Source organism: Streptomyces qaidamensis (assembly GCF_001611795.1).
Lineage (GTDB): Bacteria > Actinomycetota > Actinomycetes > Streptomycetales > Streptomycetaceae > Streptomyces > Streptomyces qaidamensis.
Map to the genome: position 1 here is coordinate 4,901,543 of NZ_CP015098.1, position 22,872 is coordinate 4,924,414.

A 22,872-nucleotide genomic window follows, 5' to 3' on the forward strand; every position below is an offset into this window, starting at 1 on the left:
TCACCGAACCGCACCCGCGAACCGCACGGGGCAAACCCGATCTCGTACCGATATCCGGCCCCTGTAAACCAGCACCACACGTGTGGGTGACGGACCGCAGTCGAGGCGTGACGTAACGTCGCAGCGTGATCGAGCCGCACGCGCCCGCCCCGCCCGGTTGCCCGCCGCCCTGGAGCGCTCCGGGCGACCCCACCGGCCCGGCGCGACTGCCCGTCCGGCCCGGCACCGGACGGTTCCTGGTCCTCGCGGGCGTGTTCGTCTGCGCGGCCTGCGGACTCGTGTACGAACTCGAACTCGTCGCCCTTGCCTCGTACTTGATGGGCGACTCCGTCACCCAGGCGTCCGTCGTGCTGTCCGTCATGGTCTTTGCGATGGGCATCGGCTCCCTCGGCGCGAAGCGGCTGCGCCCGCTCGCCGCGGCCGGCTTCGGCGCCGTCGAGGCCACCCTCGCGCTCGTCGGCGGGTGCAGCGCGATGGCCCTGTACGCGGTCTTCGCCTGGACCGGCGACTGGGGCGGGATGTGGGCCAACGGGTCGCGCTGCCTGCTGGTCGCCTTCTCCCTCGCCACCGGGCTGCTCATCGGCGCCGAAGTCCCGCTGCTGATGGAGCTGATCCAGCGCATCCGCCGCCAGGACGCGGGCGGCGCGGTGGCCGACCTGTCCGCCGCCGACTACGTCGGTGCCCTCGTCGGCGGCCTCGCCTTCCCCTTCCTCCTGCTGCCGTTCCTCGGGCAGTTGACCGGGGCCCTGCTCACCGGCGCGGTCAACGCGGTCGTCGGCGGCGCGCTGGTGCTCGGCCTGTTCCGCCGGGACCTGACCCGGCGCGCCCGGTGGCTGCTGCTGCTCGGCAACGCCCTCGTCCTCACGGTCCTCGCCACGGCCGCCGTCCTCGTCGACGACTTCGAACGGGCCGCGCGGCAGGCGGTCTACGGCAGCGACGTCCGCGTGGCGCTCCGGACCGGAGTGCAGGAGGTCGTCCTCACCGGTGGCACGCACGGGCGGCCCCTCGCCCTGTTCCTCGACGGCCGGCTGCGGGTCAGCGAACGTGACGAGCTGCGCTACCACGAGGCCCTCGTCCACCCCGCGATGAACGGGCCGCACGCACGCGTGCTGATCCTCGGCGGCGGGGACGGTCTCGCCGCCCGCGAGGTGCTGCGGCACCCGGGAGTCGAACGGGTGGACGTCGTCGAACTCGACGCCGAGGTGGTCCGGCTGGCCCGCACCGACCCGGCACTGTCCGCGCTCAACCAGCACGCGTTCGGCGACCCGCGGGTGCACGTGACGACCGAGGACGCCTTCGTCCGGCTGCGCGGCGCGACCCCGGCGGCCTACGACGTGGTCGTCTCGGACCTGCCGGATCCGCGCATCACGGCGAGCACGAAGCTGTACTCGCAGGAGTTCTATGGCCTGGCCCGGCGCGTACTCGCCCCCGGCGGCCGGCTCGTGGTGCACACCGGCCCGGTCGCGGCCGGCCCCCGGGTCCACTGGACCGTCGAGGCGACGCTGCGCGCGGCCGGCCTGCGCACCGCCCCGTACGGCACGGGCGGCCGCCACACGGCTTCCGCCGCCGGGCCCGACCGCACCCCCGCCGACCGTTCCCGGGCGCCCCGGGACTGGGGTTTCGTCCTGGCGGCCCGCACGGACCCGCGGCTGCGGCTCGACCCGGACGGGCCGCGGCCCAGTGTCCTGACGGAGGCGTCCCTCGCCGCGGGCGAGCGGGCGGCGCGCGGCACGCGGATCGCGGGGCTGCCGGCGTCGACGCTGGTGCACCCGCGGTACTGAGGGGCCCGAACCGCCGGGCGGGCCGGGAGGATACGCCTGGTGGGGGTGGACCGGGGGTGAATCCCTCAGGCGGGGGTGCGTTTCCGGCTGTGCTGGGTAGAGTCCGTCGACATGGAGCACGAGGTGTTCGTTCCGGTTCCGGCGGAGCGGCTGAGAGAGGTGCTGGACGACCCCGCGCGGGTCGCCCGGGCTGTTCCCGGGCTCCAGCAGGACGCCGGCGCCGAGCCCGTCGCCGGGCGGCTGAAGATCCGGGTCGGCAGCCACTCCGTCACCTACCGCGGTGCCGTGCGGGTCTCCCGGCGGGACGACGGCACCTACGCCGTCGAAGGCGAGGCGGAGGAGTCGCGCGGCAGCGGCTCGGTCGGGCTCACCCTGCGGATCGCCCTGCGCGAAGCGGAGGACGGCTGCACCGTCACGTACGACGGCACGGCGTCCGCCGACGGACGGATCAAGGAGTTTCCCGCGGAGGCGGTGGAGGGTGCCGTCACCCGGCTGCTGAACCGTTTCGCGGAACACCTGGCCACGGCGGCCACCCATGCCACGGACGACGCGAACGGCACGGACAGCAGGGACGACGCGAACGGTATGGACGACGCGAACGGTATGGACGACGCGAACGGCACGGACGACGCGAGCGGCACGGACGGTGAGCGTGCCGGAGCCGAAGCCGAAGCCGAAGCCGAAGCCGAAGCCGGAGCCGGAGCGGCAGCCGAAGCCGAGGAGCAGACCCCTGCCGACCCCGGTCTCACGGAAGAACCCCCGGACCCCGAGAAACCCCCCGCCCCCGAGCGCCCCTCCGCCTTCGGCTCCGGCCGCCCGGCCTCCTCCCACCGGCCCGCGGACGAGCAGGACGAGGAGGACGAGGGCGACGAGGAGGACATCGCCGAGGCGGCGCACGCCCGGCGGACCATGATCGGACGCAGCGCCGAGGAGGTCGACCACGCCCCGCCGCGCGGGCGGTACGCGCCGGTGCCCGCACCCCAGACCGTGTCGCCTCCCGCCCCGCTGCGCTGGGCCGCGCCCGCGGCGGCGCTCGCGGTGGCGTCGGCCATCGTGGCGGTCAGGGCCCTGCGCCGGCGCCGCTGAAACGCCCCGCTGCATGTGAGGCCATCTTGATCACCGCAGTAGGGTCGTCCCGTGAGTGACGAAGACATCACGCTGACCGCGGGTGACGCGGAGGTGACCGTGCAGCCGGGCAACGGCGGCCGGGTCGGAGGGCTGCGGATCGGCGGAGTGGAGCTGCTCCGGCAGGGGGAGCGCTTCGGGTGCTTCCCGATGGTGCCGTGGTGCGGCCGGATCCGGGACGGACGGTTCCTGGACGGCGCCGAGGTGCGGCAGATGCCGCTGAACGCCCCGCCGCACGCCATCCACGGCACCGTCCGCGACCACGCCTGGCGCACCGCCCGCACGAGCACGGACGAGGCGGTCCTCACGTACGAGCTCGTCGACCCCTGGCCCCACCCGGGCCGCGTCACCCAGATCGTCGCGCTCACCGAGGACGCGCTGACGCTGAGCATGTCCGTCGAGACGTACGAGTCGTCCTTCCCGGCGCAGATCGGCTGGCACCCCTGGTTCAACCGGAACCTCGGCGGCGAGGACGTGCAGCTCGACTTCGACCCCGCCTGGCAGGAGGAGCGCGGTGAGGACCACCTGCCCACCGGCAACCGGATCGACCCGAAGCCGGGCCCCTGGGACGACTGCTTCGGCATGCCCGGCGGCGTCGGGGCCACGCTCACCTGGCCCGGTCAGCTGGAGCTGAAGGTGACCAGCCGCGAGGAGTGGGTCGTCGTCTACGACGAGCAGCACGAAGCCGTGTGCGTGGAGCCGCAGACCGGGCCGCCCAACGGGCTCAACACCCTGCCGCACCTGGTCACGCCCCTGGAGCCGCTGGAGGCCTCGACGACCTGGACCTGGCGCCGCCTCTAAGCTGGGCGGCATGACGGACACTCGCGGCGCGCTGCTGCAGCAGATCAAGGACAAGGCCGTGGTGCACGGCAAGGTGACCCTGTCGTCGGGTCTGGAAGCCGACTACTACGTCGACCTGAGGCGCGTCACGCTCGACGGCGAGGCCGCGCCGCTGGTCGGGCAGGTGCTGCTCGACCTGACCGCCGAGCTGGACTTCGACGCGGTCGGCGGCCTCACCATGGGCGCCGACCCGGTCGCCGCCGCCATGCTGCACGCGGCCGCCGCGCGCGGGAAGCGCCTGGACGCGTTCGTCGTACGCAAGGCCGCCAAGGCGCACGGGCTGCAGCGGCGCGTCGAGGGCCCGGACATCGCGGGCCGCCGGGTGCTGGTCGTCGAGGACACCTCCACCACCGGCGGTTCCCCGCTCACCGCCGTCGAGGCCGTGCGCGAGGCCGGGGCCGAGGTCGTCGCCGTCGCGACCATCGTCGACCGGGCGACCGGCGCCGCGGAGAAGATCCAGGAGGGCGCCGGGGTGCCGTACCTCTTCGCCTTCTCCAAGGACGAGCTGGGCCTCGACTGACCGGGTACTGACCAGGGCGTGGACGGTGGCCTGGACCTTCCGGCCAAGTCTGGAAAGATGGGGCCGACGATGACGTCGCACCCCAAGGTCTAGGTCAGGGCCGTTAGACACAGCAGTACGTCAACCCGCAGATACAAGGAGCGGACGCATGCCCATCGCAACTCCCGAGGTCTACAACGAGATGCTGGACCGGGCGAAGGCAGGAAAGTTCGCCTACCCGGCCATCAACGTGACCTCCACCCAGACCCTGCACGCGGCCCTGCGCGGTTTCGCTGAGGCGGAGAGCGACGGCATCGTCCAGATCTCCACGGGTGGCGCCGAGTTCCTGGGCGGTCAGTACAGCAAGGACATGGTCACCGGCGCGGTCGCCCTGGCCGAGTTCGCGCACATCGTCGCCGAGAAGTACCCGGTGAACATCGCGCTGCACACCGACCACTGCCCCAAGGACAAGCTCGACGGGTACGTACGTCCGCTGCTGGCGCTGTCCCAGAAGCGCGTCGAGGCCGGTCTGAACCCGCTGTTCCAGTCGCACATGTGGGACGGCTCGGCCGAGACCCTCGCCGACAACCTCTCCATCGCGCAGGAGCTGCTGGAGCAGGCCCGCGCCGCGAAGATCATCCTTGAGGTGGAGATCACGCCGACCGGTGGCGAGGAGGACGGCGTCACCCACGAGATCAACGACTCCCTCTACACCACGGTCGACGACGCGATCCGCACCGCCGAGGCCCTGGGTCTGGGCGAGAAGGGCCGCTACCTGCTGGCCGCGTCCTTCGGCAACGTGCACGGCGTGTACAAGCCGGGCAACGTCGTCCTGCGTCCCGAGCTGCTGAAGGAGCTGAACGAGGGCGTCGCCGCCAAGTTCGCCAAGGGCTCCCCGTTCGACTTCGTCTTCCACGGCGGTTCCGGCTCCACGGAGCAGGAGATCCGCACCGCACTGGAGAACGGCGTCGTGAAGATGAACATCGACACGGACACCCAGTACGCGTTCACGCGCCCCGTCGCGGACCACATGTTCCGCAACTACGACGGCGTTCTGAAGGTCGACGGCGAGGTCGGCAACAAGAAGACGTACGACCCGCGCACCTGGGGCAAGCTGGCCGAGGCCTCCATGTCCGCGCGTGTCGTCGAGGCCTGCGGCAACCTGCGCTCGACCGGCACGAAGATCAAGTAGTCCCGGTTCCGCTCGCGTCGAGCCCGGCACCCCCTGGGGTGCCGGGCTCTTCCGTATGCTCCTATGCTCCCTGCATGCCCGATGTCCGGTTGGCCGCACCGCAGGGCAAGTGGGTTCTGCTCACCACCGTCCTCGGCTCCAGCATGGCGATGCTGGACTCGACCGTCGTCAATGTCGCCCTGCCGCGCATCGGCCGCGACCTCGACGCGGACCTGTCCGCGTTGCAGTGGACCGTCAACGCCTACATGGTCACGCTGGCCGGGCTGATCCTGCTGGGCGGGGCGCTCGGGGACCGCTTCGGGCGGCGGAAGGTGTTCGTCATCGGCGTGGTGTGGTTCGCGGTGGCGTCGCTGCTGTGCGGGATCGCGCCGAACGCGGACGTGCTGATCGCCGCGCGGGCCCTGCAAGGGGTCGGCGGCGCGCTCCTGACCCCTGGGTCGCTGGCGCTGATCCAGGCGTCCTTCCACCCCGACGACCGGGGGCGGGCGGTGGGCCTGTGGTCCGGCTTCGGCGGGATCGGGGCGGCGGTCGGGCCGTTCGTCGGCGGCTGGCTGGTGGACGGGCCGGGCTGGCGGTGGGTGTTCCTGCTGAACGTGCCGGTGGCCCTGGTCTGCGTGCCGGTCGCGCTGCGGCATGTCCCCGAGTCGGGTGGGGGCACCGCCCGCTCGAGCGAAGCCGAGAGTGGGGGACAGCGGGCGCACGGGCGGTTCGACGTGCTCGGGGCCGTGCTGGGGGCGCTGGCGCTCGCGCTCGTGACGTACGCCCTGATCGAGGCCGGCGGGGGCGGTGCGGTGGTGGCCGTCCCGGCGGTGGCCGGGCTGGCCGCGGCCGTCGCGTTCGTGCTCGTCGAGCGGCGCCGGCCGGAGCCGATGATGCCGCCGGACATCTTCGCGTCCCGGCAGTTCACGGCCGTCAACCTGATCACGCTGTGCGTGTACGCGGCGCTCGGCGGGTTCTTCTTCCTCGCCGTGCTCCAGCTCCAGGTGGTCGTGGGCTACTCGGCCCTCGCGGCCGGTACGGCGCTCCTGCCGACGACCGTGCTGATGCTGTTGCTGTCCGCGCGCTCCGGGGAGCTGGCCGACCGGATCGGGCCGCGGGTCCCGCTGACCGTGGGACCGCTGCTGTGCGCGGCCGGGATGCTGCTGATGCTGCGGGTGGGGCCGGGGGCGTCGTACCTGGCCGATGTGCTGCCGGCGCTGGTGGTGCTCGGGCTGGGCCTGGTCACGCTGGTGGCGCCGCTGACGGCGACCGTGCTGGGCTCGGTGAGCGTGGTGCGGGCCGGCCTGGCCAGCGGCATCAACAACGCGGCGGCCCGGGCGGCGGGCCTGATGGCGGTGGCGGCGCTGCCGCTGCTGGCGGGGATGGGGGAGGAGGCGTACCGGGAGCCGGCCGCCTTCGACACGGCGTTCGGCAAGGCGATGGGCTGGTGCGCGGGGGCGCTGGTGGTGGGGGCGGTGATCGCGTTTGCGGTGGTGCGCAGGCCGCCGCCGGACTGCAAGCGGCCGGAGTGCCTGCGGCACGGCGGGGTGACGGCGCCGCCGCTGGAGGGGGAGCCGGTGCGGAAGCGGTTGCGGTAGAGGCGGGGCGCTGATGCCGGTGCCGATGCTGCGGCTGAGCGGGACCGTTGCCCGCAGCCGGGTGGGATGGCGCAGACTTGGGGCATGTCCATTCACGAGAACCTTCTCGGGGGCCCGCCCCCGACCCATCTCCCCGACGACCCCGGGCCGCGGGAAATGCTCGCGTCGGGTGCCGCGCCCGCCGAGGTCGCCGGTGCTCACCCCACCTCCTCGCTCGCCTGGGCGCAGCTCGCCGACGAGGCGTTCGAGCGCGGCGCGGCCGTGGAGTCCTACGCGTACGCCCGCACGGGCTACCACCGCGGCCTGGACGCGCTGCGCCGCAGCGGCTGGAAGGGCCACGGCCCCGTGCCGTGGGAGCACGAGCCGAACCGCGGCTTCCTGCGCGCCCTGCACGCCCTCGCCCGGGCCGCCCAGGCGATCGGCGAGCAGGAGGAGTACGAGCGCTGCTCCCAGTTCCTGAAGGACTCCTCGCCGACGGCGGCGCAGGTCCTGGGCTGAGACACGGTCGGTGTACGCGAGGCCCGTCCGCGAAAGGCGGGCCTTGCGGTTTCGGGGGACGATTGCGGAAGATGCCCCTGGGGACCGGGGCCCCCGTGTCGGATTCGGCAGGGGCGGACCGCTACCCGGAGTTATACGCAGGAGACAGCGATGTCCCACGAGGCTCACGAGCCCGAGACCCCGCATCTCGACTTCCACGGCACGACGCCGTACGAGGACTACGTCAAGGCGGACGTACTCACCCACCTCCAGCACACCCTCTCCGACGACCCCGGAGAGATGGTCTTCCTGGTGACGACCCAGGTGATGGAGCTGTGGTTCACCGTCATCGTCCACGAGTGGGAGACCGCGGCAGGCGCGCTCCGGGGTGACGACATCCCCACCGCCACCGCCGCGCTCAAGAGGTCCGTCCGCGAACTGGAGGCGCTCAACCACTCCTGGAAGCCGCTCGCCCAGCTCACGCCGGCCCAGTTCAACTCGTACCGCAGCGCCCTCGGCGAGGGATCCGGCTTCCAGTCGGCGATGTACCGCCGCCTGGAGTTCCTGCTCGGCGACAAGTCCGCGTCGATGCTCGTCCCGCACCGGGGCGCACCGCGCGTGCACGCCGAGCTGGAGAAGGCACTGCACGAGCCGAGCCTGTACGACGAGGTCGTGCGGCTGCTGGCGCGGCGCGGGCACGACATCCCGGAGGCCGTGCTGCGGCGCGACGTCTCCAAGCGCTACGAGCCGTCGCCGGAGGTGGAGGCGGCCTGGACGGCCGTCTACTCGGGTGACGAGAGCGACGAGGTCGCCCGGCTGGGCGAGGCGCTGAGCGATGTCGCCGAGCTGGTGTGGCGCTGGCGCAACGACCACCTGGTCGCCACCCGCCGCGCGATGGGCGCCAAGACCGGCACGGGCGGCTCCGCCGGGGTGGCCTGGCTGGAGAAGCGCGCGCAGAAGCACGTGTTCCCCGAGCTGTGGACGGCGCGGTCCTATGTCTGAGCAGGCGGAACGCGCGCAGAAGCTGGACGCCGTCGACGAACTGGCCGGCAAGCGCGCAGAGTTCGTCGTCGACGACGTGGTCTACCTCGACGGCAACTCGCTCGGTGCCCTGCCCGCCGTCGTCCCCGCCCGGGTCGAGGACGTCGTACGCCGCCAGTGGGGCGAGCTGCGCATCCGGTCCTGGGAGGAGAGCGGCTGGTGGACGGCGCCCGAGCGGATCGGGGACCGGATCGCCCCGCTGGTCGGGGCGGCGCCCGGGCAGATCGTCGTGGGCGACTCCACAAGTATCAATGTTTTCAAGGCACTTGTCGGCGCGGTGCGGATGGCCGGGGAGGGCCGTGACGAGCTCCTCGTCGACGCGACGACCTTCCCCACCGACGGGTACATCGCCGAGTCCGCCGCCCGCATGACCGGCTGCACCCTGCGGCCCGTGGCACCCGCGGACGTCCCGGGCGCGCTGGGTGACCGCACCGCCGCCGTCCTCCTCAACCACGTCGACTACCGCACCGGCCGGCTGCACGACCTGCCCGGTCTGACGGCCGCCGTGCGCGCGGCGGGCGCGGTCGCCGTCTGGGACCTGTGCCACAGCGCGGGCGCCCTGCCGGTCGGGCTGGACGAGCACGGTGTGGACCTCGCGGTCGGCTGCACCTACAAGTACCTGAACGGCGGGCCCGGTTCACCGGCGTACCTGTATGTGCGCCGGGAGTTGCAGGACCGCTTCGACTCGCCGCTGCCGGGCTGGAACTCGCACGCCGAGCCGTTCGGGATGCGGAGCGACTTCGAGGCCGCCCCCGGCGCCCTGCGCGGCCGGGTCGGCACGCCCGACATCCTCTCCATGCTCGCCCTGGAGGCGGCTCTTGAGGTGTGGGACGGGGTGACGGTCGAGGCGGTGCGGGCCAAGTCCCTCGCGCTGACGGACTTCTTCCTGGAGTGCGTGGCGGCGTACGTGCCCGAGGGCCGGGTCGAGTGCGTGACGCCGGTGGCGCACGGGGAGCGGGGCAGCCAGATCGCCCTGCGCTGTTCCCCCGAGCTCTCCACTTCGTTCGAGCAGGGAAGTGCCCCCATCGCCGATGCCGTGATGAAGCGGCTGATCGAGCGGGGTGTGGTCGGTGACTTCCGGGCCCCGGACGTGCTGCGCTTCGGCTTCACACCGTTGTACGTCGGGTTCGCCGACGTGGAGCGGGCGGCGCGGGTGCTGGCGGAGACGCTGGCCTGAGCGGCGGCGGGGCCGGGACGCACCGGTGGTGTCCCGGCCCGCGGCCTCCGTCCCTTCTTCACCGAGCGTGACATCCGCATGTCCGCGCACGTCACGCGCCTGGTACCGTCCCGGCCAACGGCGCGGTCCTCAACCGGCCCGCCGCGTACGGTTCATCGCTGGCGTTCATCGCTGGAAGGTTGGAGCATGACGGACGACGTCGCAGCAGCACGGGCCGCTGCCGAGGAGAAGTCGGCCTTCTCCCACGCGCCCGTCGACCCCGACGCCACCGCGGCCTACGGCGACCACCCGGACCAGGTGATCGACTTCTTCGCACCGCGCCGGGCCGGTGGCCCCGGACCGGCCCCGGTCGTCGTCGTGCTGCACGGCGGCGCCTGGCGGGCGCCCTACGACCGGCGTCACATCAGCCCGTTCGCGGACTTCCTCGCCCGCCGCGGGTTCGCCGTGGCCAGCGTCGAGTACCGGCGCGGCGGCGACGGCGGCTCCCTCGCGGGCCGCTGGCCCGACACCTTCGACGACGTCGCGGCGGCGCTGGACGCCCTGCCCGCGCTGGTAAGGGAGTTGCTGCCGCAGGCCCACCCGCGCCGTACGGTCCTCACCGGTCACTCGGCGGGCGGGCACCTCGCGCTGTGGGGTGCCGCCCGGCACGTCCTGCCGGCGGACTCGCCCTGGCGCAGCGGCAGTCCGGTGACGCTGCGCGGCGTCGTCGCCCTCGCCCCGATCGCGGACCTGGCGATCGCCGACAAGCTGGACGTGTGCGGGGGCGCGGCGCGGCAACTCCTGGGCGGAGACGAGCACTTCGCCGAGCGGCAGCCGTACGCGGACCCGGCACTGCTGCTGCCCACGGGTATCGCCACCACCCTCGTGCAGGGCCGCGCGGACCTCGACGTGCCGCAGGCGGTCGCCGAGTCGTACGCGGAGGCGGCGGCGAAGGCCGGAGAGATGGTGGGGGTGACGCTGCTGGAGGACGTGGGCCACTTCCCGCTCATCGACCCGGCGGCCGACGCGTGCGCGGTGGTGGTGGAGGAGATCGCGCAGCTGGCCTGGTGAGGGGCAGCAGCCCTTGCAGCGCTGGCCGAGCTGTTCGACAGCGCTGGCCGAGCTGTTCGAGCTGTTCGAGCTGCCCTTAGGAGGGGCCCCTGGCCATACCCGTAGTACCTGAGAGCTACGCCGCAGGTGAGTCCCCCGGTGGGACGCGGACGAGGTGTCCCGCTCCGTAACTTCCCTTCCACGCAGACCCGATGGCCGGGTGCGCTGGAGGAGGACGACCATGGGGTCCGCACCGCAGTACCGCCGGCGCGGCGACAGGCGCCGCGCCGGCCGATGGCGCCGAGCCACGCTCGCCGCCCTCATCACCGGTGCGGTGGTCGTCCCCCTGTCCGGGGCCGTACGACCGCAGACCCCCGCACCGGCCCCCGCCCACCTCGCGGCCCTCAGCGCGTCGACGCTCGACGATGCGTACGCGGCCAACCGGGCCAACGCCGCCGAGGCGGCCCGTACGGCCGCCGTCCACCACGACCGCGACCGTGCCGCGACGGACCGTCGTCTGGCCGCCCCGGCCCGGCACCTCCTGCGGTTCGACGGCCGCGGCTCCGGCCGGGTGACGGAGGTCCTCGGCGACCTCGCCCGGGCCGACCGCGTCGCCGTCCTGGTCCCCGGGTCCGACACGAGCCTCGACACCTACGGCCGGTTCCACGCGGCGGCCGCCGCCCTGCACCGGCAGCTCGGCCGGCAGGCCCCGGCGGGCACGCGCACCGCGGTCGTGGCCTGGCTGGGCTACGAGACGCCGGGCACGGTCAGCACGACGGTCACGACGACCGGCAGGGCCGAGCAGGCGGTCCCGCAGCTGCGCGCGCTCGTCACTGACCTGCGTGCCATAACGGGCGCAGGACCGCGCATCTCGCTGCTGTGCCACTCGTACGGCTCGGTGGTCTGCGGCCGTGCCGCCGCCGGGCTCGCCGTCGACGACATCGCGCTTGTCGGCAGCCCGGGCACCGGTGCCGACACCGCCGCCGGTCTGCACACCCGCGCCCGCGTCTGGGCGGCCCGGGGCGGTGACGACTGGGTGGAGAACGTCCCGCACGTCGACGTGGACCTGTTCGGCACCACGGTCGGCTTCGGCACCGACCCCGTCTCCCCGGCCTTCGGCGCCCGGGTCTTCACGGCGGGCGACGGCGGCCACAGCGACTACTTCAGGCCCGGCTCGGCCTCCCTGACCAACCTGGCCCGGATCGTCCTGGGCGAGACCAAGGCGGTGACCCATGACTGACATCGGCGTACGCGCCCTGCGACAGGGAGTGCGCCGAGGCGCCGGCCGCATCGACGCGGCCACCCCGCCCGGCCGCGACCGGGCCGTGGACGCCCTGCGGGCCGCCGCCGTCCTCGGGGTCGTCCTCGGGCACTGGCTGGTCACGGCCCTGGTCTCCGACGGCCGCGTCCTGCGCACGGCGAGCCCGCTGCAGCACATGCCCTGGCTGACGCCCGTCTCCTGGATGCTGCAGACACTCGCCGTGTTCTTCCTGGTCGGAGGCCATGTCGCCACCCGCAGTCATGCCTCGGCCCGGGACCGGGGAATCCCGTACCACCAGTGGCTGACGGCCCGGCTGTCCCGGCTGTTCAAGCCGGTCGCCGCCGTCCTCACCCTGTGGACGGTCGCCGCCGTCGCGCTGCTGCTGTCGGGCACCGAGTACGGCACGGTACGCACGCTGGTGAAGCTGGCCCTGTCCCCCCTGTGGTTCCTCGTGGTGTTCGCGGGCCTGACGGCGGCGACCCCGCTGCTCACCCGGCTCAACCCGCTCTGGCCGCTGGCCGTCGTCCTGCACGTGGACCTGGTGCGCTTCGGCCTCGGCGGCCCCTCCTGGCTGGGCTGGGTGAACGTGGCGGCCGCCTGGACGGTGCCCTACACGCTGGGCGCGGCCTGGACCCGCGGCGAACTGGAACGCCGCCGTGCCGGCTGGGTCCTGCTGGGTGCCGGGGCGGCGGCGACCGCAGCGCTCGTGGCATGGGCGGGCTACCCGGCGTCCATGGTCGGCGTCCCGGGCGAAGGCGTGTCCAACCTGGATCCGCCGACGCTGGCCGTCGTCACGTTCGGCCTGGCCCAGTGCGGTCTCGCCCTGCTGCTGCGCGAGCGGCTGCGGCGGGCGATGCGCCGGCCCGTGGCGTGGGCGGCGGTGGCGCTGGCCAACCTCTCCGTGATGACCGTTTTCCTCTGGCACCAGACGGCCATGATGGCCACGACCGCCACCGGCCTGCTCGCGGGCAGGCTCGCGGGCCTGCACACTCCGCCCGCCGGTCTCGGCTGGGTCGGGTTCCGGCTGCTGTGGCTGCCCGTGTTCGCGCTGGCCCTCACGGCCTGCTGGGCCGCCTTCCGCTCCTTCGAGCGAGGCGGCGGCGGCCCGGGCCGCAGGCCGCGGGTGGTGCGGGCGCACCGTCCGTCCGACCGGGGCGCGGCGACGGAGGCGCGTCATGTCTAGGCTGGGGCGTGTGACGGACACGGGGGTGGGCCGCGCGCTGCGGGCGCGCGTCGAGGGCTGGCTGTTGCTGCTGCGCCAGGACCTGTGGACCGTCCGGGCGGACCCGCTGCCGCCCTCAACCTGGCTGCGCTGGCTGCCGCACGGCGTGCTGTGCATGGCCGCGTTCGGGATCATCCTGGGCGGCACGGGCGACATGAACGACAACGGCCACCTGGCCCCCGGTCTGGCACTCCTGATCGCGGTCGCGCAGGGCGGCGCCGTGGTGCTCGGCATGTGGCGGCCGGTGCCGGCGTGGTGGCTGGCGATGGGCGCCTTCGTCGTGGGCGCCGCCACGCTGCGCAGCCAGCTGGGTTTCGACCCGGAGACCTACACGTGGCCCTGGACCGCGGCCGGGATCATCGGCCTGCTGCTCGTGCTGCTGCTGCTCGCCCTGCGGGTGCCGACCCGGGCGGCAATAGCGGCACTGGCCGTCACGGCGCTGGTCACCATCGGCCTCGAGAGCCTGCTGACGGGGGTGGCGCGGAGACATTACGACTCCACGAGCACGGTCGCGGTCTTCCTGGCCACCGTCGTCGTGGTCCTCGGCACCGCCCTGCGCGGCCGACGCGAGGCCCGCGCGGAACTGGTCGAGCAGACCACGCTCACCGCCGAGGAGCGCACCCGGCGCACCCTGCTGGAGGAGCGCAGCCGCATCGCGCGAGAACTGCACGACGTGGTGGCCCACCACATGTCGGTCATCTCCATCCAGGCGCAGGTCGCCCCGCATCTCGTGGAGAACCCGCCCGACGAGCTCAGGGAGAACCTCGCGGGCATACGGCAGAACGCGCTGGAGGCCCTGACCGAACTGCGCCGCGTGCTGGGCGTGCTGCGCTCGGAGCACTCCGGGCCGGGGGAGCCGTTCGGTGAGGCGGGCGACGACACCACGCCGCACGCCCCGCAGCCCACGCTCGACCGCCTCGACGCGCTGGTGGAGAACACCCGGGCGGCCGGACGCGAGGTCGTCACCGACATTCAGGGCGAGCGGCGTCCGCTGCCGCCCGGCGTGGAGCTGTCGGCGTACCGGATCGTGCAGGAGGCGCTGAGCAACGCCCTGCGGCACGCGCCCGGCGCGCGGATCACGGTCCGTCTCACCTACGAGCCGGACGGCCTGGAGGTGGAGATCGTCAACGGCCGCCCGACCGGACCGCCACCGCCGTCGACGGGGGCGGGCCACGGGCTGCTCGGCATGCGGGAGCGGGTCGCGATGCTCGGGGGCACCATGACCGCGCACCTGTGGCACTGGGACGGCTTCAAGGTCACCGCCTTCCTCCCGGACACCCCGCCCGCGGACACCCCGGGCACCGACCACCCCACGGCCCGCAGGAAAGGGACCTCATGACGAGCGGCACCGGCAAACCCATCCGGGTTCTCATCGTCGACGACCAGGCGATGGTCCGGCAGGGCTTCACCGTGCTGCTCGGCATACAGCCCGACCTGGAGGTCGTCGGCGACGCGAAGAACGGTGAGGGCGGCATCGCCCTGGCCGCGGAGCTCGCCCCGGACGTCGTCCTGATGGACATCCGCATGCCCGGGATCGGCGGCATCGAGGCCACCCGGCACATCACCGCCGCGCACCCGGACATGCGGGTGCTGGTGCTCACCACCTTCGACCTGGACGAGTACGTGTACGACGCGCTGCGCGCCGGGGCCTCCGGGTTCCTGCTGAAGGACGCGTCGTCGGAGCAGCTCGCCGAGGCGGTCCGGGTGGTCGCGGCCGGGGAGGCGCTGCTCGCCCCGGTCATCACCCGCAAGCTGATCGCCGAGTTCTCCCGGCTCGACGGCAAGCCCCGTGCCCCGCTCAGGGAACGCGTCGGCGACCTGACCGAACGGGAGACGGAGGTGCTCGCGCTGATCGCGCAGGGCCTGTCGAACGCGGAGATCGCCCGGCACCTGTTCGTGGCCGAGCAGACGGTGAAGACCCACGTGGGCCGGATCCTGGTGAAGCTGGGCCTCAGGGACCGTACGCAGGCGGCGGTGTTCGCGTACGAATCGGGGCTGGTGCGTCCCTCGGGGTACTGAGGGGTGGCGCGGCGGGTCGCCGTAGTACCTGAGAGGGACCCTGTGGAACCCCTCTCACTGGGGACGACCGGGGCCCGGGACGCGCTTACCGTTCTGTACGTGACCGAGACGACTCACATGCAGACCACGCCACCGGGGCCCGGGGCCAAGCCGCGCAGCCCGGAGTACCGGGTGGCCGTGGACTCCTTGCACGGGCTGCGGCAGGACCTCTTCCGCGACGCGTTCGCCTACCGGCCGCTGCCGCGCAGGAGCGTGGAAGGGCGGCTCGTCCGGCGGCTGCCCGCCCGCCTGCGGGGGTACGCGACATGGACGCCGCACGCTCTGATAGCCCTGGCGGCCCTGATCACCCTGTTCCTCGCCAGCGTCGACACCGACGGCATGGTGCTCCTGGCCGTTCCGTTGACGGTGATACCCGTCCTGCTGACCATGATCCGGCCGGTCGGAGCGTTCTGGGCGTCCATGGCCTCCACCCCGGTGGTCGCCCTGCTCGTCGGCAACTGGAACAACTGGCCGTGGGCCGCCAGCAGCTTCGCCTGCCATCTGACCGTGCTGACGGTCGTGGCGATACGCACCCGGCCGCGCACGGCCGGGTGGATGTGGGCACTGACGGGGCTGTACGCCATAGTCGCGGACATGGGCATAGGCCCGACCTACGTCTACGGCACCAACTCCGGCCCCATGCTCGTCTTCTCGGCCATGATCCTGCTCTGCGTCACCGTCTGGCACATCCGTCGCAACGCCGAGCAGGAGGTCACCGCCCAGCAGACGGTCACCGCGCACGAGCGCTCCCGCCGCACCCTGCTGGAGGAGCGCACCACGATCGCCCGCGAGCTGCACGACGTGGTGGCCCACCACATGTCGGTGGTCGCCATCCAGGCGGAGGCCGCGCCCTACCGGGTGGAGAACCCGCCGCCGGAGCTGGAGAAGGCGTTCGCCACGATCCGGGAGAACGCGGTGGCGGCCCTGACCGAACTGCGCCGCGTGCTGGGCGTCGTCCGCGCCGAGGACTACGAGGCCCCGGACGCCCCGCAGCCCACCCTCGCCGACCTGGAGGGGCTGCTGGCCAACGTCCGGGAGGCCGGGCTGGGTGTCGAGAAGGTGGTGACCGGCGCGGTGCGGGAGCTGCCGCAGGGCGTGGAGCTGTCGGCGTACCGCATCGTGCAGGAGGCCCTCAGCAACACCCTGCGGCACGCACCGGGCGCGACGGCCCGCGTCGAGATCGGGTACGTTCTCGGAGGCCTGGGCCTGCGCGTCGTCAACGGCCCGCCGCCGAACCCGAGCCTGATCAAGCCCTCGCCCGGCGCCGGGCACGGCATCACGGGCATGCGGGAGCGGGTGTCGATGCTGAACGGCGAGATGACGGCGGGCGGCACGGACGATGGAGGGTACGAGGTGGCGGTGTTCCTGCCGGTCATCCTGCCGGACGAGGACGACGCATGACCATCCGGGTTCTGATCGCGGACGACCAGATGATGGTGCGCGAGGGTTTCTCGGTCCTGCTGAACGCGATGCCGGACATCGAGGTCGTCGGCGAGGCGGTGAACGGCCGGGAGGCCGTCACCAAGGTCCGCGAGCTCGCTCCGGACGTGGTGCTGATGGACATCCGCATGCCCGAGCTGAACGGCATCGAGGCGACCCGCGAGATCGTGGCCGCCGACGGTGCGGCGAAGGTGCTGGTGCTCACCACCTTCGACCTCGACGAGTACGTGTACCAGGCGCTGCGCGCGGGGGCCTCCGGCTTCCTCCTCAAGGACGCCTCGGCCCGCCAGCTGGCCGACGGGGTGAAGGTCGTGGCCTCCGGGGAGGCGCTCCTGGCCCCCTCGGTGACCAGGCGGCTGATCACCGAGTTCTCCAAGCTGTCCGAGAAGCCGCATCTCATGCCCTCCGCCCATGCGGCATACGGTGACCTCACCGACCGGGAGACGGAGGTGCTGGTCCTCATCGCGCAGGGACTGTCGAACTCGGAGATCGCGGGGCGGCTGGTCGTCGCCGAGTCCACGATCAAGACGCACGTCAGCCGGATCCTGGTGAAGCTGGGCCTCAGGGACCGGACCCAGGCGGCGGTGTTCGCGTACGAGGCGCGGCTGGTGACGCCGGGGTGACAGGTGGGCGCCGCCCCTGGTCAGAGTGGGGGCTGCCGGGCTAGCGTCCGTTCATGGCAGCTGTTTCCGACCTCGGGTTCGACCCGTGGGACCCGGCGTTCCTCACCGACCCGTACCCCGTCTACGCCGAGCTGCGTGCCCGGGGCCGCGTGCACTGGTTCGAGCCCACGAACCAGTGGCTCGTCCCGTACCACGCGGACGTCTCGGCACTGCTGCGTGACCGGCGCCTCGGCCGGACGTACCAGCACCGGTTCTCACACGAGGAGTTCGGCCGCGCGGCGCCCCCGCCGGAGCACGAGCCGTTCCACACGCTCAACGACCACGGGATGCTCGACCTGGAGCCGCCGGACCACACCCGGATCCGCCGTCTGGTGTCGAAGGCGTTCACGCCCCGCACGGTGGAGCGGCTGAAGCCGTACGTGCAGGGCCTGGCCGACGATCTGGTGTCCGCGCTGGTCGCGAAGGGCGGCGGCGACCTGCTGGCGGACGTCGCCGAACCCCTCCCCGTGGCGGTGATCGCCGAGATGCTCGGCATCCCGGAGTCCGACCGGGCCCCGCTGCGCCCCTGGTCGGCGGACATCTGCGGGATGTACGAGCTGAAGCCGTCCGAGGACACGGCGGCGAAGGCGGTCCGGGCGTCGGTCGAGTTCTCCGACTATCTGCGCGAGCTGATCGCGGCCCGCCGCAAGGAGCCCGGCGAGGACCTCATCTCGGGTCTCATCGCGGCCCACGACGAGGGTGACCGGCTCACCGAGCAGGAGATGATCTCGACCTGCGTCCTGCTGCTCAACGCCGGCCACGAGGCCACGGTGAACGCCACGGTCAACGGCTGGTACGCCCTGTTCCGCAACCCGTCCCAGCTGGAGGCGCTGCGCGCGGACCACACGCTCGTCCCCTCCGCGATCGAGGAGCTGATGCGCTACGACACCCCGCTGCAGCTGTTCGAACGCTGGGTCCTGGACGAGATCGAGATCGACGGCACGACGATCCCGCGCGGCGCGGAGATCGCCCTGCTTTTCGGCTCCGCCAACCACGACCCGGCGGTGTTCCGGAACCCGTCCGCCCTCGACCTCACCCGCGCGGACAACCCCCACATCTCCTTCAGCGCCGGCATCCACTACTGCATCGGCGCACCCCTGGCCCGTATCGAGCTGGCGGCGTCGATGGGGGCGTTGCTGGAGCGGGCCCCGACGCTGCGACTCGCCGCCGAGCCGGTGAGGAAGCCGAACTTCGTGATCAGGGGGCTGGAGGGCCTGGCGGTGGAGATCGGCTGACCAGCCGCGTACTGCTGGTCAGTCGACGTGCGGCGGGTCGGCGGGCGTGCTGGTCAGTCGACGTGCGGCGGGTCGGCGGGCATGCTGCTGCTCAGCCGCGTGCGGCGGGTCGGTGGGCGTACCGCTGGTCAGCCGCGTGCGGCGGGTCGGCGGGCGTGCTGCTGGTCGGTCGGCGTGCGGCGGGTCGGCGGGCGTGCTGCTGGTCAGCCGCGTGCGGCGGGTCAGGTCGTCATGTCCCGCCGCCGCAACCCCGCCAGCCCACCGGCCACCAGCATCACCGCCAAGCCGGTCAGGGTCAGCACCGGCCCCCACTCCACGGAGCCGCCCGGCAACTTCGGCAGGTGCCCGAACGGCGAGACGTCCAGCACCGCCCGCGGCACATCCAGCGCGGGCCCGACCCAGCCGATCAGCAGCACCGCCCCGGCGACACCCCAGGCCGCGAGGGCCGCCCGGGGCAGGACGCCGTGCAGCAGCACCGCCACCCCGCCGATCACCCACACCGCCGGGAGCTGCACCAGGCACGCCGCCAGGATCGGGCCGGTCTCCTTGCCGTAGCCGACGGCGAAGCCGAACCCGGCCAGCAGCATGATCCAGGCGGCACCGCCGAAGGCGATCACCAGGTGCCCGGTGGCCCAGCGCAGCCGCCCCACCGCGTTCGCCAGGACCGGTTCCGCCCGGCCGGAGGTCTCCTCGCCGTGCAGGCGCAGCACCGAGGAAACGATGTACAGCGCCGCGACCAGGCCCAGCATGCCGATCATGGACGCCAGGAACGCGTCCGTCAGGCCGGACTGCCCGCCCATCCGCTCGATGATCCGCCGGGCGTTGGCGTTGTCGCCGACCAGGTCGGCCGCGCCGTCGGTCATGCCGCCGTAGACGACCCCGGCGAGGAAGAAGCCGATGCTCCAGCCCAGCACACCGCCCCGCTGCAACCGCCAGGCCAGGGCGCTCGCGGTGCCCAACCTGCCGGACGCGGGGCCCGGCCGGGTCGGCAGGAAGCTCATGCCGAGGTCCCGGCGGCCGGCCAGGGCGTAGGCCACCGCTCCCTGGAGGACGACCGCCCCGGCGAGGAGCGCGAGCACCCACCAGCGTTCGCCGGCGTAGGGCCGCAGGTTCTCCAGCCAGCCCAGCGGCGAGAGCCAGGTCAGAACCGACGAGCCGTCGTCCGTGCCCGAGTCGCCCGCCGCGCGCAGGACGAACGCGCTCCCGAGCACCGCCGCCGTCAGGCCGCGTGCCAGCCGTGCGCTCTCGGTCAGCTGCGCGACGATCGCCGCCGCCGTGGCGAAGACCATCCCGACCCCGGCGATCCCGAGCCCCAGCGCCAGGGCCCCTGCCACGCCCTGTCCGGCCAGGCCCGCCGTCACCAGCAGCGCCAGCACCGCGTTCGCGACGGCCGCCGCCAGCAGGGCCGCCGTCAGCGAGGCCCGGCGGCCCACGGTCCCGGACGCGACCAGTTCGTGACGGCCGCTCTCCTCCTCGTCCCGGGTGTGCCGTACGACGACCAGCAGGCTCATCACGGCTGCCAGGGCACCGGCGTAGATGCCGACGCGCCAGGCCGTGAGGGCGCCGAGCGAGTCGCCGAAGACCGGGCCGACCATCGCGCGCAGCGAGGAGTTGGTCTCCATCTGCCGGACCAGGTCGGCGCGTTCGGCCGGGGTGCCGTACAGGCCCTCCAGAGTGCCCGGCATGGACAGGACCATCATCGCGCCGACCGCGACCCAGACGGGGATCATCAGCCGGTCGCGGCGCAGGGCGAAGCGCAGCAGCGTGCCCGTACCGGCGAGTTGGCGTGTGCTGCCGTGCCGTACCGCGAAGGCCGTCATCGGCCCGCCGCCTCGTCCTGGTAGTGCCGCAGGAAGAGTTCCTCCAGCGTGGGCGGTGTCGACGTCAGCGACCGCACGCCCGACTCGCTCAGCGACCGCAGGACGCCGTCCAGCCGGTCGGTGTCGACCTGGAGCCGGACGCGGCGCCCCCGTACGTCGAGGTCGTGCACGCCGGGCAGCGCCGACAACCCGTTGGGCGGCCCGGCGAGTTCGGCGACGACGCTGGTGCGGGTCAGATGGCGCAGGTCGGCGAGCGAACCGCTCTCGACCGTGCGGCCGCCCCGGATGATGCTCACCCGGTCGCACAGCTCCTCGACCTCGCTGAGGATGTGGGAGGAGAGCAGGACCGTGCGGCCCCGGTCACGCTCCTCCTCGACGCAGCGCCGGAAGACCCCCTCCATCAGCGGGTCCAGGCCCGAGGTCGGTTCGTCCAGGATCAGCAGGTCGACGTCCGAGGCGAACGCGGCGACGAGGGCGACCTTCTGGCGGTTGCCCTTGGAGTAGGTGCGGCCCTTCTTGGTCGGGTCGAGTTCGAAGCGCTCGATCAGCTCCGCGCGGCGCATCGCGTCGAGCCCTCCGCGCAGCCGGCCGTAGAGGTCGATGACCTCGCCGCCGGAGAGGTTGCGCCACAGCGTCACGTCCCCGGGGACGTAGGCGATGCGGCGGTGCACCTCCACCGCGTCCGCCCAGGGGTCGCGGCCGAGCACCTGCGCGGCGCCCGAGTCGGCGCGCAGCAGACCGAGCAGGACCCGGATGGTGGTGGACTTCCCGGCGCCGTTGGGGCCGAGGAAGCCGTGGACCTCACCGGTGGCGACCTCCAGGTCGAGCCCGTCGAGAGCATGCGTCCGCCCGAAGGACTTGTGCAGTCCGGAGACGGTGATGGCCTTCGTCATGCTCCAGAACGTACGCTTCTTTCAGAAATTTGTGAAGTTAAAGAAACGTATGAACCGCGGATAGGGTGGGCCTCATGACGGAATCAGCCGGAACGAGCCGGGACGCGGAGGCCGTGTCGAGGTTCGTGGAGTCCTTCGCCGCGCAGCTCGTCGAGGCGGGGATGGCGCGGATGCCCGCCCGCGTCTTCGCCGCGCTGCTCTCCTCCGACGAGGGCTCGATGACCTCCACCGAGCTGGGGGAGCAACTGCGGATCAGCCCCGCGGCGGTGTCCGGGGCGGTGCGCTACCTGGCCCAGACGCACATGGTCTCGCGCGAGAGGGAGCCGGGATCGCGCCGGGAACGCTACCGGGTGCACGGCAACCAGTGGTACGAGGCGCTGACCAACCGCGAGGCCGTCATCAAGCGCTGGGAAGGCGCCCTGCGCGAGGGCGTCGCCAGCCTCGGCGCCGGCACCCCGGCCGGCCGCCGCATGGCCGAGACACTCGCCTTCTTCGAGTTCATCGAGACCGAGATCGTGGAGATGATGGAGCGCTGGCGCGTGCACCGGGAGAAGACGTTCGGACCGCAATGACCAGCGGAACGTCCGGGGCGACGGCTCACTGCCCCGCCGGCACCGTCAGCCCCCAAGCCCCCTCCCGCACCACCCACGTCCGGGTCCGCACCGGCCCCGACACCACCGTGTCCGCGCGGTAGCGGAAGTGCGCCCCGGACACCGTCACCGTCCGGCCCTCCGCCAGCAGCGGTGAGGCCTCCGCTCCCACCGACACGGGTCTGACCTCCACCGACGCGACGCCCGACGCGGCCGGTGACACCGACACCGCCTCCACCGGCTGGTTGAGGTCGACGAGGGTCTCCCCGTCCACCTCGACCCGCAGCCGGGACGGCCCCGGCCCGGGCCCGGCGGCCGGCCGGGAGGGCCGGCCGGCCGGAACCAGCGTCCGGACCAGGTACTGGCACGTCCGCAGCCACGGGCGGCCCGTCAGGTCGTCCGGGTCGGGCGCGGCCTCCGGCGAGGGCCGCAGCGGCGGTATCCGCAGCGCGCCGAGCACCACCCCGTCGCTGTCGTCCACCATCAGGTCCATGCGCCGCTCGACCCCGTCGAGCACCGCCCGCGCCGCCGCCACCGTCCCTGTCGGCACCCCCAGCGACCGGGCCAGGGACAGCGCACCCCCGACCGGGACCACCGACAGCGCGCATCCGGCCAGCTCACGGTGTCGGTGCAGCAGCGCCACCGCCCGGATCAGCGCCCGGTCGTCGCCCACCACCACCGGCCGCCGCGAGCCCCGCCGGGCCAGCGCCCGGGCGAACTCCTCCGGCCCGTCCGGCAGGCACAGCTTGACGCCGGCACCCGCTCCGAGCACGTCTTTCGCGATCCTGACGGACTCGCCGTCCGACCTGCGGGCGACCGGGTCGACCACCACCAACAGCTGCTCGGACGTCGCGGAAGTCGCCACCTCGGCCATGCCTCGCTTCCTCGGGTAGCATCTTTGTGCAAGAGCCCCTTGCGCTATTGCGCCAGGGGCTTCGTCTATTCCGGGGCAT

At 73.2% G+C, this 22,872-nt stretch carries 21 protein-coding genes; 18 read left to right on the top strand and 3 right to left on the bottom strand.

Annotated elements, in window-relative coordinates:
- Positions 1–125 precede the first annotated feature (125 nt).
- The 17 genes from A4E84_RS21785 to A4E84_RS21865 all read left to right on the top strand — a co-directional run bounded on the left by A4E84_RS21785 (position 126) and on the right by A4E84_RS21865 (position 18,616).
- Entirely contained in the window at positions 126–1,781 is a 1,656-nt protein-coding gene (locus A4E84_RS21785; RefSeq protein ID WP_062928201.1) for a polyamine aminopropyltransferase, read from the top strand.
- A gap of 111 nt (positions 1,782–1,892) precedes the next feature.
- A complete protein-coding gene (locus A4E84_RS21790; protein WP_079129387.1) occupies positions 1,893–2,867 on the top strand; it encodes an SRPBCC domain-containing protein in 975 nt (324 codons plus the stop codon).
- Between the two features lie 51 nt (positions 2,868–2,918).
- On the top strand, positions 2,919–3,707 hold the full coding sequence (locus A4E84_RS21795; protein WP_062928203.1) for an aldose epimerase family protein: 789 nt from the start codon (positions 2,919–2,921) through the stop codon (positions 3,705–3,707).
- Between the two features lie 10 nt (positions 3,708–3,717).
- A complete protein-coding gene (gene pyrE, locus A4E84_RS21800) occupies positions 3,718–4,266 on the top strand; it encodes an orotate phosphoribosyltransferase (protein WP_030245666.1) in 549 nt (182 codons plus the stop codon).
- 148 nt (positions 4,267–4,414) lie between these two features.
- A complete protein-coding gene (gene fbaA, locus A4E84_RS21805) occupies positions 4,415–5,437 on the top strand; it encodes a class II fructose-bisphosphate aldolase (RefSeq protein ID WP_062928204.1) in 1,023 nt (340 codons plus the stop codon).
- 74 nt (positions 5,438–5,511) lie between these two features.
- A complete protein-coding gene (locus A4E84_RS21810; protein WP_062928205.1) occupies positions 5,512–7,014 on the top strand; it encodes an MFS transporter in 1,503 nt (500 codons plus the stop codon).
- Between the two features lie 84 nt (positions 7,015–7,098).
- Positions 7,099–7,512: a DUF3151 domain-containing protein gene (locus A4E84_RS21815; RefSeq protein ID WP_031142408.1), complete on the top strand. Its 414-nt coding sequence runs from the start codon at positions 7,099–7,101 to the stop codon at positions 7,510–7,512.
- Positions 7,513–7,662: 150 nt separating this feature from the next.
- Positions 7,663–8,493: a tryptophan 2,3-dioxygenase family protein gene (locus A4E84_RS21820; RefSeq protein ID WP_062928206.1), complete on the top strand. Its 831-nt coding sequence runs from the start codon at positions 7,663–7,665 to the stop codon at positions 8,491–8,493.
- The gene (gene kynU, locus A4E84_RS21825; protein ID WP_062928207.1) at positions 8,486–9,709 is read left to right on the top strand and encodes a kynureninase; all 1,224 of its coding nucleotides are present in this window, start codon (positions 8,486–8,488) and stop codon (positions 9,707–9,709) included. The genes A4E84_RS21820 and kynU overlap by 8 nt, the downstream gene beginning before the upstream one ends.
- A 186-nt stretch (positions 9,710–9,895) precedes the next feature.
- Positions 9,896–10,759: an alpha/beta hydrolase gene (locus tag A4E84_RS21830; protein WP_062928208.1), complete on the top strand. Its 864-nt coding sequence runs from the start codon at positions 9,896–9,898 to the stop codon at positions 10,757–10,759.
- Positions 10,760–10,979: 220 nt separating this feature from the next.
- A complete protein-coding gene (locus tag A4E84_RS21835) occupies positions 10,980–11,978 on the top strand; it encodes an alpha/beta hydrolase (RefSeq protein WP_062928209.1) in 999 nt (332 codons plus the stop codon).
- Positions 11,971–13,182: an acyltransferase family protein gene (locus tag A4E84_RS21840; protein WP_062928210.1), complete on the top strand. Its 1,212-nt coding sequence runs from the start codon at positions 11,971–11,973 to the stop codon at positions 13,180–13,182. The genes A4E84_RS21835 and A4E84_RS21840 overlap by 8 nt, the downstream gene beginning before the upstream one ends.
- Positions 13,175–14,560: a sensor histidine kinase gene (locus A4E84_RS21845; RefSeq protein WP_062928211.1), complete on the top strand. Its 1,386-nt coding sequence runs from the start codon at positions 13,175–13,177 to the stop codon at positions 14,558–14,560. Before A4E84_RS21840 ends, A4E84_RS21845 begins: the two co-directional genes overlap by 8 nt.
- Positions 14,557–15,240, top strand: a complete 684-nt coding sequence (locus tag A4E84_RS21850; RefSeq protein ID WP_062928212.1) for a response regulator — start codon at positions 14,557–14,559, stop codon at positions 15,238–15,240. The genes A4E84_RS21845 and A4E84_RS21850 overlap by 4 nt, the downstream gene beginning before the upstream one ends.
- Before the next feature lie 99 nt (positions 15,241–15,339).
- Positions 15,340–16,680 (top strand): sensor histidine kinase, encoded by a 1,341-nt coding sequence (locus tag A4E84_RS21855; protein WP_418082217.1) that lies wholly within the window; start codon positions 15,340–15,342, stop codon positions 16,678–16,680.
- Positions 16,677–17,342 (top strand): response regulator, encoded by a 666-nt coding sequence (locus A4E84_RS21860; RefSeq protein ID WP_062928213.1) that lies wholly within the window; start codon positions 16,677–16,679, stop codon positions 17,340–17,342. The genes A4E84_RS21855 and A4E84_RS21860 overlap by 4 nt, the downstream gene beginning before the upstream one ends.
- Positions 17,343–17,395: 53 nt before the next feature.
- Complete coding sequence (locus A4E84_RS21865; protein WP_062928214.1) at positions 17,396–18,616, top strand: cytochrome P450; 1,221 nt, start codon at positions 17,396–17,398, stop codon at positions 18,614–18,616.
- A 221-nt stretch (positions 18,617–18,837) separates the two neighbouring features.
- Here the strand turns inward: A4E84_RS21865 and A4E84_RS21870 are convergent, their stop codons facing one another.
- Both A4E84_RS21870 and A4E84_RS21875 read right to left on the bottom strand, forming a co-directional pair.
- Complete coding sequence (locus A4E84_RS21870) at positions 18,838–20,436, bottom strand: ABC transporter permease (RefSeq protein ID WP_062928215.1); 1,599 nt, start codon at positions 20,434–20,436, stop codon at positions 18,838–18,840.
- Positions 20,433–21,329 carry an ABC transporter ATP-binding protein gene (locus tag A4E84_RS21875; protein WP_062928216.1) on the bottom strand — a complete coding sequence of 299 codons (897 nt, stop codon included), beginning with the start codon at positions 21,327–21,329 and terminating at the stop codon, positions 20,433–20,435. Before A4E84_RS21875 ends, A4E84_RS21870 begins: the two co-directional genes overlap by 4 nt.
- 74 nt (positions 21,330–21,403) lie before the next feature.
- On the opposite strand from A4E84_RS21875, the gene A4E84_RS21880 reads away from it, so the two are divergent.
- The gene (locus tag A4E84_RS21880; RefSeq protein ID WP_062928217.1) at positions 21,404–21,901 is read left to right on the top strand and encodes a GbsR/MarR family transcriptional regulator; all 498 of its coding nucleotides are present in this window, start codon (positions 21,404–21,406) and stop codon (positions 21,899–21,901) included.
- 25 nt (positions 21,902–21,926) lie between these two features.
- On the opposite strand, the gene A4E84_RS21885 is transcribed toward A4E84_RS21880, so the two are convergent.
- Complete coding sequence (locus A4E84_RS21885; protein WP_062928218.1) at positions 21,927–22,793, bottom strand: diacylglycerol kinase family protein; 867 nt, start codon at positions 22,791–22,793, stop codon at positions 21,927–21,929.
- Positions 22,794–22,872 lie beyond the last annotated feature (79 nt).

Excerpts from the sequence above, each read along its gene's own strand:
- A4E84_RS21790 (WP_079129387.1), top strand. The coding sequence starts at position 1,893 with ATGGAGCACGAGGTGTTCGTTCCGGTTCCGGCGGAGCGGCTGAGAGAG.
- pyrE (WP_030245666.1), top strand. The coding sequence starts at position 3,718 with ATGACGGACACTCGCGGCGCGCTGCTGCAGCAGATCAAGGACAAGGCC.
- fbaA (WP_062928204.1), top strand. The coding sequence starts at position 4,415 with ATGCCCATCGCAACTCCCGAGGTCTACAACGAGATGCTGGACCGGGCG.
- A4E84_RS21810 (WP_062928205.1), top strand. The coding sequence starts at position 5,512 with ATGCCCGATGTCCGGTTGGCCGCACCGCAGGGCAAGTGGGTTCTGCTC.
- A4E84_RS21815 (WP_031142408.1), top strand. The coding sequence starts at position 7,099 with ATGTCCATTCACGAGAACCTTCTCGGGGGCCCGCCCCCGACCCATCTC.
- A4E84_RS21820 (WP_062928206.1), top strand. The coding sequence starts at position 7,663 with ATGTCCCACGAGGCTCACGAGCCCGAGACCCCGCATCTCGACTTCCAC.
- kynU (WP_062928207.1), top strand. The coding sequence starts at position 8,486 with ATGTCTGAGCAGGCGGAACGCGCGCAGAAGCTGGACGCCGTCGACGAA.
- A4E84_RS21830 (WP_062928208.1), top strand. The coding sequence starts at position 9,896 with ATGACGGACGACGTCGCAGCAGCACGGGCCGCTGCCGAGGAGAAGTCG.
- A4E84_RS21835 (WP_062928209.1), top strand. The coding sequence starts at position 10,980 with ATGGGGTCCGCACCGCAGTACCGCCGGCGCGGCGACAGGCGCCGCGCC.
- A4E84_RS21840 (WP_062928210.1), top strand. The coding sequence starts at position 11,971 with ATGACTGACATCGGCGTACGCGCCCTGCGACAGGGAGTGCGCCGAGGC.
- A4E84_RS21845 (WP_062928211.1), top strand. The coding sequence starts at position 13,175 with ATGTCTAGGCTGGGGCGTGTGACGGACACGGGGGTGGGCCGCGCGCTG.
- A4E84_RS21850 (WP_062928212.1), top strand. The coding sequence starts at position 14,557 with ATGACGAGCGGCACCGGCAAACCCATCCGGGTTCTCATCGTCGACGAC.
- A4E84_RS21860 (WP_062928213.1), top strand. The coding sequence starts at position 16,677 with ATGACCATCCGGGTTCTGATCGCGGACGACCAGATGATGGTGCGCGAG.
- A4E84_RS21865 (WP_062928214.1), top strand. The coding sequence starts at position 17,396 with ATGGCAGCTGTTTCCGACCTCGGGTTCGACCCGTGGGACCCGGCGTTC.
- A4E84_RS21870 (WP_062928215.1), bottom strand. The coding sequence starts at position 20,436 with ATGACGGCCTTCGCGGTACGGCACGGCAGCACACGCCAACTCGCCGGT.
- A4E84_RS21875 (WP_062928216.1), bottom strand. The coding sequence starts at position 21,329 with ATGACGAAGGCCATCACCGTCTCCGGACTGCACAAGTCCTTCGGGCGG.
- A4E84_RS21880 (WP_062928217.1), top strand. The coding sequence starts at position 21,404 with ATGACGGAATCAGCCGGAACGAGCCGGGACGCGGAGGCCGTGTCGAGG.
- A4E84_RS21885 (WP_062928218.1), bottom strand. The coding sequence starts at position 22,793 with ATGGCCGAGGTGGCGACTTCCGCGACGTCCGAGCAGCTGTTGGTGGTG.